The sequence below is a fragment of the Bradyrhizobium sp. 215_C5_N1_1 genome (assembly GCF_052075935.1).
Taxonomy (GTDB): domain Bacteria; phylum Pseudomonadota; class Alphaproteobacteria; order Rhizobiales; family Xanthobacteraceae; genus Bradyrhizobium; species Bradyrhizobium barranii.
This window is the reverse complement of record NZ_CP197228.1, coordinates 4,744,253-4,760,116: the sequence shown is the minus strand read 5'-3', so window position 1 is coordinate 4,760,116 and position 15,864 is coordinate 4,744,253. Positions and strand designations below refer to the sequence as shown.

The 15,864-nt window shown below is 59.9% G+C and carries 15 protein-coding genes and 1 pseudogene; 10 read left to right on the top strand and 6 right to left on the bottom strand.

Going from position 1 to position 15,864, the window contains the following annotated elements:
• Positions 1-26: 26 nt before the first annotated feature.
• Complete coding sequence (locus AB7G19_RS22935; protein ID WP_441253863.1) at positions 27-1,004, top strand: AraC family transcriptional regulator; 978 nt, start codon at positions 27-29, stop codon at positions 1,002-1,004.
• A gap of 208 nt (positions 1,005-1,212) precedes the next feature.
• On the top strand, positions 1,213-1,566 hold the full coding sequence (locus AB7G19_RS22930) for a methyltransferase domain-containing protein (RefSeq protein ID WP_441254543.1): 354 nt from the start codon (positions 1,213-1,215) through the stop codon (positions 1,564-1,566).
• Between the two features lie 519 nt (positions 1,567-2,085).
• On the opposite strand, the gene AB7G19_RS22925 is transcribed toward AB7G19_RS22930, so the two are convergent.
• Positions 2,086-2,313, bottom strand: coding sequence for a hypothetical protein (locus tag AB7G19_RS22925; RefSeq protein ID WP_354134873.1), 228 nt, complete (start codon positions 2,311-2,313; stop codon positions 2,086-2,088).
• A 152-nt stretch (positions 2,314-2,465) separates the two neighbouring features.
• The gene (locus tag AB7G19_RS22920) at positions 2,466-2,750 is read right to left on the bottom strand and encodes a hypothetical protein (RefSeq protein WP_441253860.1); all 285 of its coding nucleotides are present in this window, start codon (positions 2,748-2,750) and stop codon (positions 2,466-2,468) included.
• A 977-nt stretch (positions 2,751-3,727) separates the two neighbouring features.
• Here AB7G19_RS22920 and AB7G19_RS22915 point away from each other — a divergent pair.
• Complete coding sequence (locus AB7G19_RS22915) at positions 3,728-3,964, top strand: hypothetical protein (RefSeq protein ID WP_441253858.1); 237 nt, start codon at positions 3,728-3,730, stop codon at positions 3,962-3,964.
• A gap of 921 nt (positions 3,965-4,885) precedes the next feature.
• On the opposite strand, the gene AB7G19_RS22910 is transcribed toward AB7G19_RS22915, so the two are convergent.
• Entirely contained in the window at positions 4,886-5,041 is a 156-nt protein-coding gene (locus tag AB7G19_RS22910) for a hypothetical protein (protein ID WP_166341775.1), read from the bottom strand.
• Positions 5,042-5,518: 477 nt separating this feature from the next.
• Here AB7G19_RS22910 and AB7G19_RS22905 point away from each other — a divergent pair, with 477 nt between their 5' ends.
• Positions 5,519-8,278: an AMP-binding protein gene (locus AB7G19_RS22905; protein ID WP_441253856.1), complete on the top strand. Its 2,760-nt coding sequence runs from the start codon at positions 5,519-5,521 to the stop codon at positions 8,276-8,278.
• A gap of 113 nt (positions 8,279-8,391) precedes the next feature.
• On the opposite strand, the gene AB7G19_RS22900 is transcribed toward AB7G19_RS22905, so the two are convergent.
• Positions 8,392-8,982 carry an ATP-dependent DNA ligase gene (locus tag AB7G19_RS22900; RefSeq protein ID WP_441253854.1) on the bottom strand — a complete coding sequence of 197 codons (591 nt, stop codon included), beginning with the start codon at positions 8,980-8,982 and terminating at the stop codon, positions 8,392-8,394.
• A 631-nt stretch (positions 8,983-9,613) separates the two neighbouring features.
• Positions 9,614-9,994 (bottom strand): hypothetical protein, encoded by a 381-nt coding sequence (locus AB7G19_RS22895; RefSeq protein WP_441253852.1) that lies wholly within the window; start codon positions 9,992-9,994, stop codon positions 9,614-9,616.
• A 535-nt stretch (positions 9,995-10,529) separates the two neighbouring features.
• Here AB7G19_RS22895 and AB7G19_RS22890 point away from each other — a divergent pair.
• From AB7G19_RS22890 to AB7G19_RS22875, 4 genes are all read left to right on the top strand, one after another.
• Entirely contained in the window at positions 10,530-10,772 is a 243-nt protein-coding gene (locus AB7G19_RS22890) for a DUF6894 family protein (RefSeq protein ID WP_441253850.1), read from the top strand.
• 129 nt (positions 10,773-10,901) lie between these two features.
• Complete coding sequence (locus tag AB7G19_RS22885) at positions 10,902-11,099, top strand: hypothetical protein (RefSeq protein ID WP_166341785.1); 198 nt, start codon at positions 10,902-10,904, stop codon at positions 11,097-11,099.
• A 674-nt stretch (positions 11,100-11,773) separates the two neighbouring features.
• Complete coding sequence (locus tag AB7G19_RS22880; protein WP_224517253.1) at positions 11,774-11,974, top strand: hypothetical protein; 201 nt, start codon at positions 11,774-11,776, stop codon at positions 11,972-11,974.
• A gap of 48 nt (positions 11,975-12,022) precedes the next feature.
• On the top strand, positions 12,023-12,253 hold the full coding sequence (locus AB7G19_RS22875) for a DUF6894 family protein (protein WP_166341789.1): 231 nt from the start codon (positions 12,023-12,025) through the stop codon (positions 12,251-12,253).
• A 9-nt stretch (positions 12,254-12,262) separates the two neighbouring features.
• Here AB7G19_RS22875 and AB7G19_RS22870 read toward each other — a convergent pair whose 3' ends face one another.
• Entirely contained in the window at positions 12,263-12,532 is a 270-nt protein-coding gene (locus tag AB7G19_RS22870; RefSeq protein WP_166341791.1) for a hypothetical protein, read from the bottom strand.
• Positions 12,533-12,913: 381 nt separating this feature from the next.
• Here AB7G19_RS22870 and istA point away from each other — a divergent pair.
• Positions 12,914-14,404 (top strand): annotated as a pseudogene (gene istA / locus AB7G19_RS22865) (IS21 family transposase); the annotation flags it as partial.
• An 8-nt stretch (positions 14,405-14,412) separates the two neighbouring features.
• Positions 14,413-15,276: an IS21-like element helper ATPase IstB gene (gene istB, locus AB7G19_RS22860; protein WP_441253413.1), complete on the top strand. Its 864-nt coding sequence runs from the start codon at positions 14,413-14,415 to the stop codon at positions 15,274-15,276.
• The last annotated feature ends 588 nt before the right edge of the window (positions 15,277-15,864 follow it).

Sequence of the window (15,864 nt, the reverse complement as noted above, 5' to 3'; positions counted from 1 at the left end):
GATGTCCAACAAGGCTGGAGGTCCCCATGTCTATGGACGCAGCCGAATTCGTATCACATCGCTTCTCCACGCGGGAGTTTCCGGAGCGGATGCGAGTCCCGGTATGGCGCGAGGAGTTTGGGCGAGGCATAGTCCACGCTGATATTGAGCCTCTATCGAACGCACCGTTTCAGGCCTACGCAACGCTTCAAGCGATCCGAGGTTTGCGCAGGCTCGCGCTGAAAGGGTCCCCTATGCGTTTCAAGCGTTTGCAAGCAAGCATCGCTGATGGTGATGACTCGATCGGAGTCATCCTCAGTTCTCCCGGCAGAAGTCAACTATCGCAGCGTTGTCAGGAAATCGAGCTTCACGCCGGCGACGCCATCGCAATTCTGCATTCCGAGCCGGCCAGCGTCACCTATGTCGACGGATTGCTATTTGGTCTTGCCGTACCGCGCGACGCCCTCGCACAGCGCGTGACGAACGTCGAAAGCCGCGCCATGCGGCCGATTTCTCACCGAAGTGAAGCGCTCCGACTTCTCATGGCTTATCTCAAGTCGGCATTTAATGAGAGTGTTCTGGCCACCCCGAAGCTGCGAGATGCGGTCGTGGCTCACATACACGATCTCCTGGCGCTCGCAATCGGCGAGTGCGCTCCCTTGGGCGAGAGCAGTGCGAGCGCTGTCGTGACTGCGCGCCACGGCGCCGCCCTCGATTACATCGAGACACACTTTCAAGAACCAGGACTCAGCGTCGAGATGGTAGCTCGTTGCCAAGGCATCTCACCTCGCTATCTGCAGCGCCTGATGGCATCATCAGGATCGTCGTTCACCGGGCACGTCAATGAGTTACGCCTCCAACGAGCGCTCAAACTGCTGACCGAGTCCAGCGCCAGCGCGCGGCTAATTTCCGATATCGCTCTAGAGGTCGGCTTCTCGGATGTTTCGCATTTCAATCGCTTGTTCCGAGCTCGCTTCGGCGATTCGCCGCGCGGCGTTCGTTACGCACGAAGGGATCCCAGCTGAGCCACGTACTCCAGATCGGCGCGGGAGCGAGATGCAGTCAGCTAATGACCGCTTTGGGGCATGAGCGTCGTTCGGATGGGCGGCCGGTTGCTTCCGGTCCACCTCGATGAGCGGACCACCGGCAATTCGGCATCGACTTCCGCTTTGGGGCGCCCTTTTGCTACTATCGCACGGACACTATTGGGGGAGTCATGACAGCTCATGAACACTGGCAAATGGATGCGAGCGCGCCGAGCTTTACGAGCGCTACCTCGTTCCAGCTATCACTTCGATATGGGCCAATGATCTGCTCGACCGTGTCGGGCCAAGGAGTGGAGAAAGCATACTCGACATCGCCTGCGGGACAGGCGTCGTCGCGCGGCTCGCTGAGCAGCGAGGGCACGTCGGCCGGTTAGTCGGCATAGATCCCAACACGGCAATGCTCGCGGTGGCGAGGGTAAAGTCTGCGACTGTTGATTGGGCCGAGGGTAGCGCGCTCGACCTGCCGTTCCATGCAAACACCTTTAACGTTGTGCTCGCCAGCTCGGCCTACAATTCTTCACTGATCGGCCGGGGGCGCTGAAGGAGATGGTGCGAGTACTCAAGCCAGGAGGCCGCGCTGGGTTGAGCTTCTACAGCGCTATCGAGAACGCCAAGGAGCCCATGCTTTTGTGCAGGCGCTCGACAAGTATGTTGGAGCAGAGTCATCGCGAACCAAGCGCTCGGAACACCTCTCTTGCGATGCGTAGGAGGTCGAGGTTTGGGCGAAGCATGCTGGCTTCGATGTCGTTGAGCTTCTCGTGCAGGACCCACCACATCGGAGCGTCCTCTGTTACGAAAATGGCGGCTTGCCGTTGTCGGCTTTTACGGCTCTTTGCTTGCACTCATCCTGGTGTTTGCGGTTGCAACCACCAGCTCATGTGCAGTTCGCACGAACGGTCCCGCTGATCGCTTCTCAAAAGTGAGTTGACCGGTACGTCGATCTTGCGCCGACGTAAGCTTGCTAACGGCTCTATTTCGGAGCTCCGGTCTGGCTACTTGAACCCGTGGTCTGCTCACCTACCGGCCGGCCCGGAGGATGCGCAGAAGCGCCCGGCTTGTCTTAATCTGCCACATATCCGGAATCTCCAGAGTTGCGTGTCTTTACTCCTCTGTCTGCATCACGCTGCATCTGCTCATTCGGCTCGCTAGTCTTGAGCCCTTTGTCTACATCTCGGTGAATCTCCTCGTTGGTTTGCTCGCTAGGTGCGGCCTTTTGCTGTTGCGCCGTTGCTTGGAAGGCAATCGCGCTTCCGGCAACTACAATCATCACGAGAGTTGCAGTTCGCATGCTTCTGCTCCAGTGCGTCGCCCCAATCCTCTTTAACGCACGAGCTGTCCAACGTTTTCCTGGCTCCGCGATGCCGTTCTCGGAAGGTACCTTAGTGGTTCTGCGCTTTGCGAATTGGTGCGCGGACAAATTATCCGCTAGTCAGCAAAGCCTTAGGCCGGCGCGCCGCCGCGCTTCGGGGATTTCTCGGGGGGGGCGCGCGCCAGCTTCGCTTCCTCGCGTTGGGCCATTTTGAGTAATCGCTTTGCCTCCACGCGGAGCGCCTCCGCACGGCGAATAAGCCGATCAGCGGCCGCGCGCAGCTCCTTGATGCGAAACTTGCGGATCTCGCTAGACGTCGCTGCGAGCTTGCCCGACAGATCGCCAGAAACCGGCCGCCGACGCCTTATTTCGCCAGGGAGGTCGTCTGACCGCGGGGTGGGGGTGTTTGAACGCATGGGCAAGGCTCCCAGCGGGTTTCGGTCGCGGTGCTGATCGCAGTTGGCGTGCTCGGGTGTTGGCTGTCGTCATGGAGGCCCAACAGCACGAGCCGGGAGTCGAATAGGGGCGGCCAGGTTAGACCGGACTTCAGCCGGCGCGGGCCTGACCCGGCCGCCCCACTAGCCTGCTCAGAGCGCCCTCAAAGCGCCAATAGGTCACCGAGTTGGAAGCCCCACATTCGTTACAATGAAGGCTCTGCTCGCCTCGCATGTATCGTCCCCGGCGCGAGTTGGGTAAAGGCTCCCCTTAGGACAATAAGCATTCTGAAGCTGCGTACTTATGACCACAGCTTAGAGCGTAAGGATCAGCCAGACCATTAGACCGGCGTTGAGGGCGCCTACCGTGACAATGCCCGTCTGGATTAGCCGCTCGATCATGGCGCGCTCACCCGCTTCGGCGGGGCCTTGTCGTAGAGATCAAGTATTTCGAGCTGGCTCGGGAGCGCGCTCAGGCTTCGGGCGATGTTCCTCGGTGCAGTGGCCTTATTCGGGGCAAGGCCAGGGGCGCCGGCTTTCGCGCGGTACGCTTCCGCTAGCTCTCGATACTCGCCAGCACTGAGCACGAAGGCCCCCAACCATTGCCTGGTCAGGATGCTATGGCTCGAAGTAAGGGTCTATGCACCTTGTGCCAAGTCTGTATTGATTGGGATTTCTAGGGGTACTCCTTCGGTGGGCCAGGCGATCGCAGCGCTCATTCTGCTCGCCGCCTGGGCGGTCGAGGCCTGAAATTAAGCTCAGTATGTGCCTCGACATCGCCGGGCAGGGGTCTCCGGCATCTGACAGTAAAAGGCCCGCCGGTTCACGTTGGCGGGCCTAGGACTCCCGGCGCTCTAATCCGCAATTGGATCGGCAGCCGCGAGCATTGGGGGCTGGAAAGCGAGCCGTGCCATGTACTCCCATGGATGACATGATCTATTAGCGGACGGCGGGCCTTCATGGAAACGCGCGAGGACTACCTGCTTCGCCTAGCGAGTGGTTTGGAAGGTCTCGCGATGGACGAGCGGCTGATAGTTCGCGACCCATACATTGAGCGCGCGTTCGGCGGCACGCGTGCCCTCGCGATTGCAGAGGCGGGAGTCTTCGCCCGCGCGCATGGGTGCACGTTTCGTTACGACCGCATCAAGCGCCAAGGAGAGTTCACCCGTGCATATCCGGCAGGCGGCAGGGCGTGAAGTGGCTCGTCGAGAGCGCGCGCTACTGCCGCTCGTGAGTGGGAAAGCCGCCAGCTAGCGCACAAGTGGCCCTGGCACACCGCCGGCGGTTGAAGCAGATGCACGAGGCCCGCCGGTTCACCCGCGCGGGCCATCTCGTTAAGAAAGGCAGGCGACGATGGCGAGAACTACGTCGGCGCCTAGGTCGCCCGAAAACATGGCGAAGGTAAATCCGGCACCAAGGGCGACCGCAATTGCTTCCAGCGTAATCATTTTGAAATCCCCTCGTTAATGAGAGGAGTTTGGGCTCGGACTGTTTCGGGATCGCTTCGCGTGACGCAATAAACGGTTTCGTTCACCAAGGCGTTATCCGTAAGCAGGTGTTGAGCGCGACGAAAAGGGCCGCAGCGGCTGCGGCCCTGGCGCAAGGTCAAATAAGGCCGGGTAAAAAGATCTAAGTGAAACATGCAGCCAGCCCCAGCGAGATGATCCTACTGCCGCGCTTCCAGCTTGCAATATGATCTATTTAACAAACGCTGGATGCTTAACATAGGTGAGGGAAGGCCCGCCGGGGCTAACTGAGCTGGCGGGCCCTCGCCCCAAGCACAAGACCGCGCGTTCTCCCAACACGGCCCCGTCCCGAAACCGAGACTGCTCCTCCTTGTTTAACGAGCAGCTAAGAACCACTCAGGAACCTTCTCAGGCATGGAGCATTTTCGAATCGCTACTGGCCTATCCCCGTGGGTCGGAAGCTCGGTGACAGCACGGCTCCAGCTTCTGGCAACGCTGGAGCCGGAGCTTTTTGCGGCCCCCGCGGCTGCCGCACCGGCTCGAAGCTGCTCGATGCTGCGGCACCTGACGGCTCTCAACCGATGCGTTGAAGGCGGCGGGTCGCGGGGCCCTGAACCCACCAACGATGTGGCGCTGATTATCCACGCCAGATCACTCGATCACATCGTATTCGAACACGACGCCTTCCGGGTCGTTCTCCTCTAACCATCGTTCTGCGGCGTCCACCGTTGCGAAAATCTTGATGTACTCGACGTCGCCAACCTTCTTGGCGGTGTTGACGTAAACGAAGACTGTCGTTGGTGTCATTGGTCTCTCTTAGTTTTCCCTTCGGATTAAGCTCCGGGACCTAGTGGCGGGCCGCTTGTGCGAAAGCGCACAGAAGCGCCATGGGGCCGCCATGGGGCGCCGCACCGAACCCCATGGGGCACCGGTTGCCGATCTTCCTATAACTTATTACCACCGAGGCGACCCCATTACCGCCGAGGTAATTCCAACGGCCCCGGGGCCTCCACACACCTTCAGAAGCCCCCATGGCCGGGGCCGTTTTTAAGGTGGCTACCGATAGCCCATGCCGCCGATAGGCCCTTTTACGTTTCAGTTGAAATCCGGTCGTCCGCTGCGCCGCGCCCGCCGCCGGAGGTGCATGACAGCGAGCTAGGAACCGGCTCGGGAACAGGCATTGGGTGTCTTCGAGTCGCGCAGTGCTTCATGCAAACGAATGATGTTTGTGCGATGTATCTCAGTTATCTGCGACATTATGGAGACTTGACAGGGAGCGACGGCATGGCACCTGCCAACGCAAAGCCCCAAGCCCTTGGGCCCTCAAGCGCATTGAAAGAGCGTGACACCGGGATGATCCGTTTCACCCCTCGATCGGGCGGAGCAGTTGTCGACGGCGTTGAGTGGAATGCAGTGCGGGAGGGGCCGCTGGATGATGGCGGCCCAATCAATCCTTTCGAAGGGCTGCCCCTCGAATTTTCCAGCATTCCGGCGATCGAACATCTGGGCCGCGTCGTTGACCGTTTTCCTCATAGAATCTGCCTCGATGACGGAACGAACCACCTGACATTTGCGCAGCTTCATTCCGTCGCGGTCAAATTGGCTAATCTCCTCTCTGCTCTCGTCACTGCAGGACAAGCAGTCGGGCTGATGATGCCGAGCTGCATATGGCAGCCTGTTGCGATGATCGCCTGCATGGCGGCAAATCGACCTTGCCTTCCCCTAAACTGCCGTGATCCAGTCAGTCGCAACATCGAAATTTCGACGGACGCACGACTCACCCTTGTGATCGGTTGCGTGAAGGATGCTCCGCCGAGTTTCGCAAACCTTGCGGGTATGCGCTGGATCGATATCACAAATTTGGCCGACGATGAAAATGGCGGCTCCGTCGCTTCCCTTTCGCACTCCGTCGATGAGCCGGCTCTCATCCTATACACGTCGGGAAGTACCGGACGTCCGAAAGGCATCGTGAACAGCCAACGCAGCCTCCTCCAGCGCGTATTGCAGTATGTGAACGCAGCCCATCTGACGCACGAAGATGTGTTCTTACCGCTGAGCGGGCCCACCACCATTGCCGGCTGCAGGGAAATGCTGACGTCACTATTGATCGGTGCGAGGCTCTACATAGTGGACATCGAGGCACTTGGCCTCCATGGGACGCGGCAGGCAATTGGCTCGCAGTGCGCTACGGTCATTTATTCCGTTCCCACGCTGCTCCGCGCCATGATCTCTGCCGGACATCACGACGATTTTCAGTCAGTGCGAATCCTCAGAATTGGCGGCGAGAAGGTCTTAACGGCGGACATCGAGTTTTTTCGTCAGGCGATGCCGCGCGCTTACGTTCAGATCGGCTACTCTTCGACGGAGACGACAGGCTCCCAGTGCTTCCCTCCGGCACAATTCGCCGAGGGTGCCATTGCGGCTCCGGCGGGGTGCCTGCTGCCGGGGATTTGGTTTGCCGTGGTTGGCGACGATGGAACTTCCGTTGCACAAGGCAAATCCGGCGAGCTCATCATATCCAGCCCCTTCGTAACGCTCGGGCGATGGGAAAAGGGGGTACTGATTCCATCTCGCATTGATCCCACCGACCCGAAGCGTCGGATACACGCTACAGGCGATCTCGTCATGTTCGATGATCGAGACGTCATGCACATTGTCGGTCGTAAAGACCGGCAGATCAAGGTCAATGGAAGACGCCTCGAACCCGCGGAGCTCGAGGTTGCGGTTCGCCGGATTCCACACGTGACCGACGCGGTCGCCGTCGTCACGGTTGTGAGCGAATTGGTGATCTTTGTCGTTCTTGAACCCAACTCCCGAATTGCATTCCCAGGTGCAATCTGGGAAGCCATCCGCAGGACTGTTCCGGGATCGCTTCACCCCAAGCGAATACATGAAATTGCGAACATCCCCCGACTTGAGGGCGGCAAAATCGATGTCGTCGCCCTGCGTGCCCACGATGAAGCTTTCGCCGGAACCCGTCTCGTCTCGCCCGCACGACAGGCACCAGATGAACTCCGTTATGCGTACTCGGCAGTCGAGCAGGGATGGAAACGGGTGCTTGGTACGCGGAGCGCGGTAGGCTCGTGGGATGAAGCGGGAGGAAATTCTCTGCAGCTTCTCCAGCTTGTCATGGAATTGGAAAACCGAATTGGCAGGCAACTTGACCTCAGAGCATTTGCGTTGGACGCGGACGTAGCCCGTATGGCTGCCGCGGTGGCCCGCGCACTTGGCGAGGATGCGGATCTGGATTGTGACCAATCAAGCAAGCCGCCGTTGTTTCTGGTGCCGGGTTCAGTCGGTTTCGGTCCCAGCTTAATCGCTTTCGGGGCCACGTTGGACGATGTGGCCCAAGTCACCACCGTCCGATATCCGGCTCTGAATGCGCTCTTATCCGGGCAATCAGAAGTCGCAGACATGGCGGCTGCAGCCATGGAGCAGATCTGCCGCGTCCAGCCCAGTGGCGACGTAAGGCTTTTGAGCTATTCGCTGGGAGGTGCAGTTGCTTTCGAGCTCGGGCGTCGACTCATAGCCGAGGGTAGGAAAGTAAGGTTTTTCGGCATACTGGACACCAATGTGGGAAATGAATTTAGCGGCTACGCGGAAACAATCAGCCGGACGCTTCAGCGCATCCGGACTCACCGAGTTACCATCTACAGGATGCTCTGCCGTTCCTTTACCAAGATCCTTGTGCGCTTGGGTCGAGAGCAACTGCTCAGGCGCGTGCTCGAGTTCAGGCAATGGAAGTTCGCTCCAGCTACCCACTTCATGCTCACGCTGGAGGCAGAGGAAGTTTTGCGTATGCGCGCGTTTCGGGATTGGGTCCATCAAGCCCATGAGCAACTGCCAATCACCGGCACGCTTTTCTCCTGCAGACGCCCCCACGTCGCTCCGCGCATGGGCTGGGATCGACTGGTGGAGCGAGTGGAGGTCATTCCAGTCAGTGGTGAACACCTGGACCTCATCGTTGAACCACATTTGGCAATCAATCAGCCGCTGATCGAAAGAGCTCTGATCGCAACCTACCGAACGTCGGCGATCCGCTAAGCGTCTAAGGGGGCAAACCCCCTCGTTCCTCCAAGGACAATTGGCCCGGCATCGATGCCCTCGATGCCGGGCTTTTTCGTTTTGTTTCAGGTCGGGAGGTCGCTGGCGAACGCTTAGAATTCTCGCGTCATCGCCGGATGCGTCCGGTTCTTCACCTTGATCCAGTCTTTCGACCGACCGGCGCCATAGCGCCGGTCGCGGCGCTTCGAGACCAGGCCTTCAAGGCCCATGCGGCAGGCCGCGCCGAACAGGTCCGGGCCGATCTCGCCGGCCTCGAATGGCGCGACGAGTATGCCGTCCGGCCGACCGCGCAGTAGCCGCGCCAAATTGGTCTTGCGCATCGTCAGTGGCAGCTGGCGCAGGTCCTCGCCGCCGACCGCGAGGATGTCGAACACATAGAGTTGCACTTCGTCATCGTGCCGGCGCGAGTGCAGGGCGTTGAAGTCCGATGCGCCATCGACGCCGAGCACCACGGCCTCGCCGTCGATGACGAATTGCTGCTCGCGGTTCTTCAGCGCGGCCTCGACGATCCAGGGGAAGCGCTTGGTCCAGTCGTGGCCGTTGCGGGTGAAGAGCCGCACGGTCTTGCCCTGGCGTTCGACGCGCAGGCGATAGCCGTCATATTTGATTTCGTAGATCCAGTCGGGTCCGGTAGGCACCACCTTGGCGGCGGTCGGCAGGCAGAATTCGAACGCTGTACGCATAGGGCTCAGATAGGGTGTGAAGCCCGCAGAAGAAAGGGCCGCCTTTGTGGGGCGGCCCTGTCCAAAGTCTATCGACGCCGGTCAAAAAAATTGGTTCGAGCAAAGCCAGCCCCGGGAATGAAAACAACTAAGGATACAAACACCGCGCCCGGTTGAAGGCATGGAAGCAGCGGTTTGTGTCAGGAATATTTCGTCGGCTCTGTTCCGCGCAGGAACTCTGATAGCGTTGCACAGCGCAACGGCGGAAGCCCACAAAGTTAATCTGGGACACCCAACATTTGTTAGAGCCTGCGACGAATCCCGGGGCGGAGAATATCCACGGCGCCCCAGCTTCGAGCCGGTGCGTCGTGGCGGTCCCGGTGTCTCCGTTCCCCTCCAGCCCCGAGGCGCTTGGGGCCGCTCACATCAGTCGAAGGACCTCAGTGCCGCCAGCCGTCCTTGTCGACCTCGACCCGAAAGCCTTCCGGCATGCGTGGCACTTCACCTTCGCCAACAGCGTTGCAGGCCGGGCAGGGCGCGCCAGCGCCGCCACAGGGGCAGGCGCGCGGGCCGTCCCAAGGGCGGTCCGGGTGGTTCTCGCAAACCAGCCGAGATCGTCGCAGTTAACGCACGTCGTGGTCGTGGCACCGGCTTACCCTCGCTGGACATCAGGCGACCCAGTGCAATGGCAGCGCGCTAGCTGCATGTCGAAGCGCCTTGTGGCGTTGGCGGCGATGAAGTCTTGCAATGCAGACGAGATCTCGGCGTCCGTATCGGCCGCGCGCCGGGCCAACGCATCGGCTACATCGGAAGTCGCATCCCGCGACCACCCCTCGACGGGATTGAAGGATACAATTCGGACCGGATAGGCGTACTGGCCGGACAGCAGATTTTGCAGGATCGTCTCGAGGTCGGTGTCAGCCTCGTCCGTCTTGCGCCAGGCGCAACCGGCGCGCGCGCCGAAGTCTTCAAGCACTAGATAGATGTCGCGGTCGAGGCGGTCGGCCGGCACGATCGAGGGCGAGGAACGCATACGCTGCTCCGATAAGACAACGGAGAGACGGCCCCGGCTGCAGGGGCTTAGGGGGGTAGGCCGGGGCCGCTCCGCCAGCTCTGCCGGCGAGCCAGCGACGACTCAAATATCAGCCGCCCTTGTGGTTCCTTTTCCAAACTGAAGGGGGCGCTTCCGTATTTAACCAGTGTCATAAGACTGATTTTAACGGGGGCTAACATAGTAGAAGGCAAGCCAGCGGGGAAGGCGCTCCTGTGACCCGCACGGCCAACAGAAGGCAGAGCCAGTGATCAACATTGCTGAGTGCCGAGAACATGCTGACCACTACAAGCGACTTTCTGGCGCGAGCGGCATTTCCAAAGATCGCGCCGACGTCCTGAAAAACATCGCCCGAACTTATGTGGGTTTGGCTGGCCAACTGGACAGACTGGCTTCTCTCGCGAGGGACGAGCATAGGTAGGGGACCGGCCTGCTTTCGGCATCAGTCGCCTAGTTTGATTTGGGCGTGGTCTGTTTTACGAAAGAAACAATTTGAGGTTGGCGTCGTTCTGGTCTGATGAGACGGTATTATTTTGATATCGGAGAGGGTGACGAGATTTTCTCGGATGAGGAAGGTCTGGAACTCTCAACCGTAGAGAAGGTGCAAGAAGAGGCGGCGCGCTCGCTGGCCGATATGGCCCGAGATGCCGTTCGGACCCCCGGGGACGGCAGCCACCAGATGTCGATTGAAGTCCGGGACGACGGCGGTCCGGTGCTCCAGCTCAGATTCACATTCGAGGTCGAACGGCGCAGGCAGTGAGGCTGCCTCCGTTTGCGGTCTTGTCTTGTTAGATCTTCAGGTTGTCGTGTTCCTTCTGTCGGGAACCCGAGTTCTGGTTTATGGTCCGGAGATCACCGCCCCGTCCGAGGCGCCTATCGGTGACTGAGAGTGCTTCACGCTCCCGCCCTCTATGCCGAGGGGGAAGCCATGTGTGAGAAGTGCGTTCAGTACGACGACAAGATCGCCCGGTATCGGCGCCTGTCGCTCGGAATCAACGACCGACAAACGCTGGACGGAATTGCAGTCCTGATCGCACAGGCGACGGACGCAAAAGCCGTCATCCATCCATTCCCGCCCAAAGACTGAGGACGGGCTATTTGTGCGGCGAGGTTTCGCCTTTCATAGCTCCTTGCTGGCATTCAGGCGTTCGCCGTTGCATGTTTGTCCCTATGAGAGACGCGCGAAGACTTCCTGCTTAAGCTAGCGACGGTTTTGGATGACGTCGGGTCGAACCAGAAATTGATAATTCGGGACCGTTACATCGAGCGTGCGTTTGGCGGCACGCGTGCCATCGCGATTGCAGAGGCGGAGGTCTTTGCCCGGGCGCACGGCTGCACTTTTCGCTACAACCGCATCAAGCGCCAAGGAGAGTTCACCCGTGCTTATCCGGCAGGCGGCAGGGCGTGAGGTGGCTCGTCGAGTGCGCGGGCTACTGCTGGTCGTTGGGTGCGGAAAAGCAAGTCCGGCGGCCGGTTCACGCTGGCGGGCCAGAACTTCAAGTAAGCATCCAGACGGAGAAAACGACACAGAGGCAGCTTGCACCTATGAATGCGAGACCCAAAAAGAAGCGCTCGGCAAGGTCCATTTCCATGGCGTTCCCCTCCGGCTGCCCGCGATAAGTAACATTCAATTGTGATCCGAGGTCCCCGCGTTATCGCGTGGAACTTGTGTTCACTAGGGCACAGACCACGGAACTGCCCGCGCGTTAGGCTGCAAGAACTCAAACCCAACGGTTAGGACCCGTAAGATCGAGGTGTGTCATGCAGCGACGCCGTCGTTTTAAACAAACTGTGTCCCTCGAAGAACGTCTTGCCCAAGAAGCCGCACGCTTAAGAGAGCTAGCCAAGAAGCTCCCTGCCGGCTTCGAGCGAGAAGCTTTCCTCCGCAAGGCCAGACAGGCCGAGACCGGCTCGCACTTGAGCGAGTGGTTGAGATCACCCGGACTGCAGCCGCCAGAATAGGAACACGCGAACATTTCTTCTATGCTCTCCCTCGAATGAGGGCGGCTTATGACCCGGTACTACTTCGACATCCGGGACGACACTGGTTTGTACCCGGACGAGGAAGGTCTGGAATTCGACACTCAGCAAGAGGCCGAGGTCGAAGCCGCTAGGTCGCTTGCGAACTTGGCAAAGGACTTTGCCACCATACGGCAGGACGTTTCCGTGGAAGTGAGGACAGAAGTTGAGCGGGTGTTTCAAGCCGCATTCATTTTCGACAGAAGTAGGATGAAGCAGTAAGGACGGTTCCTATTTGCGAGTCAGCAGATCTTCCCCAGGCGGCATCAGCTTCACGTAGGTGCCGCTTTCATGCTTCGATAACCAGCCGCGCTCGATGGCGTATCTGAGCCCGGCGCCGAACTCTCTCCCGCTGCCCTTCAGCTCGAACATGAACTGCGCGTTGATCCGCTCGATATAGATGCGGCCGTCCTGAACAGCTTCGATCTTGGCCGCGATCTCGACGAGCTTGCGCGCGGCCGCTTCCGGCTCCGCGTAGGGTCGCTCTGCGGCGTGATTCATCGGTATGTTCCGTTGGCCGCCCGCGCGGCGGTAATGTGTGCGCGGTGGGGGTAGCTCTCCGCCGGTTTCCAGCTGTCGAATGTGGTCCCGCAGACGCAGCGCATGAGCGTGTTTCTGATCTCACTGTCGAGCTTCTCGCCACGCGCCCGCTTGGCCGGAACCTCAGCGCGCCAGTCGCGATCTTGGCGCCATTCGGCGAAGGCACTTTCGGGAATTGTAGGCAGTAGCCCGGTCCATGCGGCTTCGAAGGCCTCGCGCGCGGCTTCGTGTCATTCGGCCTGCAATATTGACCCCCTAAGCCGGGGGATCGGCGTCCAAAATTGACCCCCTATAGGTTGGTCTGTTGCGCTGCCTGCTTTGGAATGAAGCAGGTGGTCGAGGATGCTGATCGTGGAGACGATTGCGCGGATTCGGCGCGAGCACTTCATCAAGGGCAAGACGATCAAGGAGATTGCCCGTGACCTGAAGGTGTCGCGGAACACGGTCCGGAAGGTGCTGAGGTCAGGAGAGACCTCCTTCGAGTACGAGCGGCAAGTGCAGCCGCGGCCAAAGCTGGGACGATGGGCAGTAGAGCTCGACGGACTGCTGGCGGCGAACGCGGCCAAACCGGCTCGTGAACAGCTGACGTTAATCCGGATCTTCGAAGAGCTGCGCAGCCGTGGCTATGACGGCGGCTACGATGCGGTGCGGCGTTACGCCAGGCGGTGGAGCAAGGAACGCGGGCAATCGACCGCGGCTGCTTATGTCCCGCTAAGCTTTGCCCCAGGCGAAGCCTACCAGTTCGACTGGAGCCACGAGGTGGTCTTGCTGAGCGGCACCACGGTGATGGTGAAGGCCGCCCATGTCCGGCTCTGTCACAGCCGCATGCTGTTCGTGCGGGCCTATCCGCGGGAGACGCAGGAGATGGTGTTCGACGCCCACGACCGGGCGTTCGCCCTGTTCAAAGGCACCTGCACCCGCGGCATCTACGACAACATGAAGACCGCCGTAGAGACGATCTTCGTCGGTAAAGGGCGTCTCTACAATCGCCGCTTCCTGCAGATGTGCAGCCACTATCTGGTCGATCCGGTCGCCTGCACGCCAGCGTCGGGCTGGGAGAAGGGGCAGGTCGAGAACCAGGTCGGGCTGGTCAGGGAACGCTTCTTCACGCCGCGGCTGCGGTTCAAAAACCTCGACGAGTTAAACGCCTGGCTGCTCGACAAATGCATCGCCTACGCCAAGGTTCATCGCCATCCGGAGCTGGTCGATCAGACGATCTGGGAAGTGTTCGAAGCCGAACGCCCCAAACTCGTTCCCTATGCCGGCCGCTTCGACGGCTTCCATGCGGTGACGGCATCGGTCTCGAAGACCTGCCTGGTGCGCTTCGACAACAACAAGTACTCGGTCGCAGCCAGCGCAGTCGGACGACCGGTCGAGGTTCAAGCCTATGCCGATCGCATCGTGATCCGTCAGGATGGACGCATCGTTGCCGAGCACCCGCGATCCTTTGGCCGCGGCGATACCGTCTACGACCCCTGGCATTATGTGCCGGTGCTCGCCCGCAAACCCGGCGCCTTGCGCAACGGTGCTCCCTTCAAAGACTGGGTGCTGCCAGCCGCGATCGAGCGGATCCGGCGCAAGCTTGCCAGCACCGACGACGGCAATCGGCAGATGGTCGACATCCTCAACGCGGTGCTGACTGACGGTCTGCCCGCGGTGGAAGCGGCCTGTGCCGAAGCGCTCAGTCACAGCGTCCATTCGGCCGATGTCGTTCTCAATATCCTGGCCCGTCAACGTGAACCCGCCCCACCGGCCAACATCATGACGCCGGCCGCACTGACGCTCCGTCATGCACCGATCGCCGATTGTGCCCGCTACGACAACCTCCGGAGGACCATCTGATGGAACGAACCCAAATCTTCGACCTCATGGGCGAACTCAAGCTCTACGGCATGAAGGCTGCCTTCGACGAGATCATGGCAACTGCCGTCAAGCGCCAGCACGAACCTCAGCGCATTGTCGGCGACCTGCTCAACGCCGAGATCAACGAGAAGCAAGCCAGGTCGATCAAATACCAGCTCACCATTGCCAAGCTTCCGCTTGCCAAGGACATCGCCGACTTCCAGTTCGACGGCACGCCGATCAATCAGACTCTCGTCAATGATCTTGCTGGCGGCGGCTTCATCGCCCAACAACGCAACGTCGTGCTGGTTGGCGGCACCGGCACAGGCAAAACCCACCTGGCCATTGCCATCGCCAGAAGCTGCATCCGATCCGGTGCCCGCGGCCGCTTCTTCAACGTAGTCGACCTCGTCAATCGCCTCGAGACCGAGACCCGCAACGGACGGCAAGGACGGCTCGCCGAGCATCTGACCCGGATGGACTTCATTGTGCTGGATGAACTCGGCTATTTGCCCTTCGCCCAGTCCGGTGGCCAGCTTCTCTTCCACCTCGTCAGCCGGCTCTATGAGCGCGCCTCCGTCATCGTGACCACCAATCTCGCCTTCGGCGAATGGCCGAGCGTGTTCGGCGACGCCAAAATGACCACCGCGCTGCTCGATCGGTTGACCCATCACTGTGACATCGTCGAGACCGGCAATGACAGCTGGCGCTTCAAAAGCCGCGACGACGATCACGCCACCCGCGCTCGTCTCGTCTCCGCTATCCCGGCCAGCTCCAACGAGCCGAGCGCTACCGTCAAACCGCGGCGCACGAAGGGGTCACAATTGGACGCCGATGAGGGGTCAAATTTACAGGCCGATTGACATAGTGGTCCAAAGCGCCCGGCAAAAGCTTGTCCAGCTTTTCGATGTGTGTGAGCACATTCACCGTTTTGAACTCAGGAGACTGCTTCAACCATTCTTCGTCGCGGCTGGAGAAGATCCTGTTCATCGTGAGTTCATCAAGCCCCTTCAGATCCTCGGCGTTGAGTAGCTTGGACACACGCCCTTCGAAATCGACAAGTAGGGCAACGGTTTCAACGAGCGCTCGTGTGCAGAGAAAGGCCGGTAGCGGCATCGCCTCGTTCCAGGAGAGTGCCGTCCCTTCGGCAAGTGCTACGATCCTATAGAGCACAGCCTCGGCGAAGGTCTCAATTTTCCATGCGATTTTTTATCGGGCCAGGTGACCGGCCACGGAAATCGTTGATCGGCGTCGTTTCGCAAGCCTTACAATTTCATCATTGATAGAGGTCAGCGCCTCGGCGTCGCGCGGAGCGATGTCGTCAGTTATTTGGAACTGCTGGGCTGACAACGTAGGCATCTGAATGTCCGAATTGAAGCCGCATCCAACCGCAACCGAGGCGTGAACGCAAGCAGGAGTGCAGCGCGTCTGCGAGACTTTGGACGTAGGGA